Origin of the sequence: Candidatus Hydrogenedens sp., assembly GCA_035378955.1 — a bacterium.
In the GTDB taxonomy this organism is placed as follows: Bacteria; Hydrogenedentota; Hydrogenedentia; order Hydrogenedentales; family Hydrogenedentaceae; genus Hydrogenedens.
The window spans coordinates 1-2,452 of the sequence record DAOSUS010000143.1 but is presented as its reverse complement, the minus strand read 5'-3'; the positions used below and the strand labels follow the sequence as shown (position 1 = coordinate 2,452).

The window sequence follows — 2,452 nt, the reverse complement described above, 5'->3', positions numbered from 1 at the left end:
CATCATCTCATCTGTCTTATTAGTATCATCTTTCTAATTCAGTTATTTGTTCTAATAAAATGCTTTTTACTTTATATTTATATAAAAAAATTGGAAAAGTGTCAATTATTATGTATAATAAATTATGAATGTATTTAAATTAATGGTTTAATTTATTAAGTTATCTTATGAAAAACAAAAAAACGATTTTTATATTTTTTTTAATCGTTTTCTATATTGATATACATACTTACAATCTATATGCGGATGTTTCAGATAAAAATATAACTATCGGCTATCAAAAATTTTCAAGTGCGATAGAAAACTCACAGTATATTCAGCCTTTTGAACAGTATCTGAGAAATGAATTTCCCGATTATCAATTCCAATTTTTATGTCTTTCTGATGATGATCTTATAAGAGCGTTATCGTGGGGAGAACTCGATTTTGCTATTTGTAATCCCTACATAGCAATAATTGCAGAGCATGTTAATGCCTATAGTTTTTTAGCCACGATGGTCCGAAAAGGTCCAGAAAAAATAGTAGAATATCAAGCGGGGGCTATTTTTTGTAATTCTAACCGTGAGGATATAAACACATTACGAGATGTTATCGGGAAGAAAGTTTGTATCCCTGGAAAGTATTTTTTTGCAGGATGGATTCTTCCCAATTATGAATTTAAGAAAGAAGGAATAGAACCTGATAGAGATTTTCATTCTATAGTTATTGCAGGAAATCATGAGGAGGTGTTACAAACAGTTCTTCAAGGTAATGCAGATGTCGGTTGTGTAAGTGCTTTTTATTTATGGAAATTTATTCAAGATGGGAAAATAAAAGAAAAATCAATAAAAATTCTAAACAATAAAAAAAGCGAAGTAATTCCATACCCTCATAGCACAGATGTGTTTCCGGAGGCATGTTGTATTGCCCATTCTACTGTCACTGAAGAAGTTAAAAAAAATATGCTTCTTGCTCTCTTAAAAATTCCTCCTGATAGTATAGAAGCACGAAGTATTGATTCTGCAGGATGGATACCTCATAAAAGTTATATGCCTGTAGAGGGACTTATTCGTAAACTACGACTACCTCCCTTTGAAGAAGTGGAAAAAGAAACTTTTATTGAGTTTATTATAAGACAACGGTATTTTATTATTTCTTTCCTTATTTTCTGGACCTTGTTTGTTGTTGCCATTTTATCCATTATCTATGCTTATAAAGCTAAAAAGACGAATAAGATTTTAGAATACTCATTGAAGCAAGTTAAAACAGCAAGAACAAACCTTGAAGAGAGTGAAAGACGGTATAGACTCCTTGCAGAGAATTTTCCCGGAACGGTATACATCTGTAAGAATGATAAATTCTATACCATGCTTTATTTAACTGATGCAGTTTATAATCTCACGGGTTATACGAAGGAAGAGTTTTTATCAACAAAAGTAAATATGGCAGATATTTTTCATCCAGAGGATAGGGACTATATTTTTAATGAAGTTGATGAAAAATTAAAACAGAAACTTCCTTATCATTTGTTCTATCGCATTCAGCACCGTGATGGACATTGGGTCTGGATAGAAGAAATTGGGACGGGTGTATGGGATGATGGAAATCTCTTGTATTTACAGGGATATTTATGGGATATTACTCAACAAAGGAAGGAAGAAGAGAAACAGAAAAAGAGAAATGAGAGATTAATTATAGAAAGGGATGTTCTTACAAGTATTGCAATCAATCCCTTTGTAGCCATGGGGAATTTTGAGGGACTTGCAAAGTTCATAACAGAAGAAGTAGGGAAAAAATTGAAAGTTCCTCGGGTGAATGTTTGGTTGTTTAATGATGAACGAACTCAATTAGTCTGTGTTGACCATTATGACCTTAATACAGGACTTCATGCTTCGGGGTATATTCTTTATGAAGAAGAATTTTTCAATGAATTTCAGGAATTAAAGAGAGCCAAGTATGTAGATGCTTACAATGCTCTGGAAGACCCAAGAACCAAGGGGTATAGTGAAAATTACCTTATACCGCTGGATATAAAATCTATGTTAGATGTTGGCATTCGAATGGGCGAACAGAATGTAGGTGTAATTTGTTTTGAATATACAGGGGAAAAACATCTTTGGGAAGATGATGAGATATCGTTTACATGTCAGGTCGCAGACCAATTAGCACTTACGCTTATGAACCGAGAGAAAATAAAATCTGAACAACAAAGGGATTTACTTATTCAAACTGTTGAAACGGCGGAAGAGGGTATGCTAATTACGGATAAAAATGAAGTTGTTATTTATATCAATCCTGCGGTAGAGACAATATCAGGAAAAGGAAATATAGAATTACTTGGGAAATCCCTATTTTCTTTCTTTGAAAACAGTATGGGGCAAGAAGAATATCGGAAAAAAATAAAATCTATTAAAGGCGGGAAGACAGTAAGAGGGCAATTGGAATGGCTTAAAAATGATGGTAATATATACAC

The 2,452-nt window shown here is 32.8% G+C and carries 1 protein-coding gene; it reads left to right on the top strand.

Annotated elements, in window-relative coordinates; genetic code table 11:
• Positions 1 to 167: 167 nt before the first annotated feature.
• Positions 168 to 2,452: PhnD/SsuA/transferrin family substrate-binding protein (locus PLA12_14690; protein HOQ33737.1), on the top strand; the 2,285-nt coding region annotated here is incomplete at its 3' end.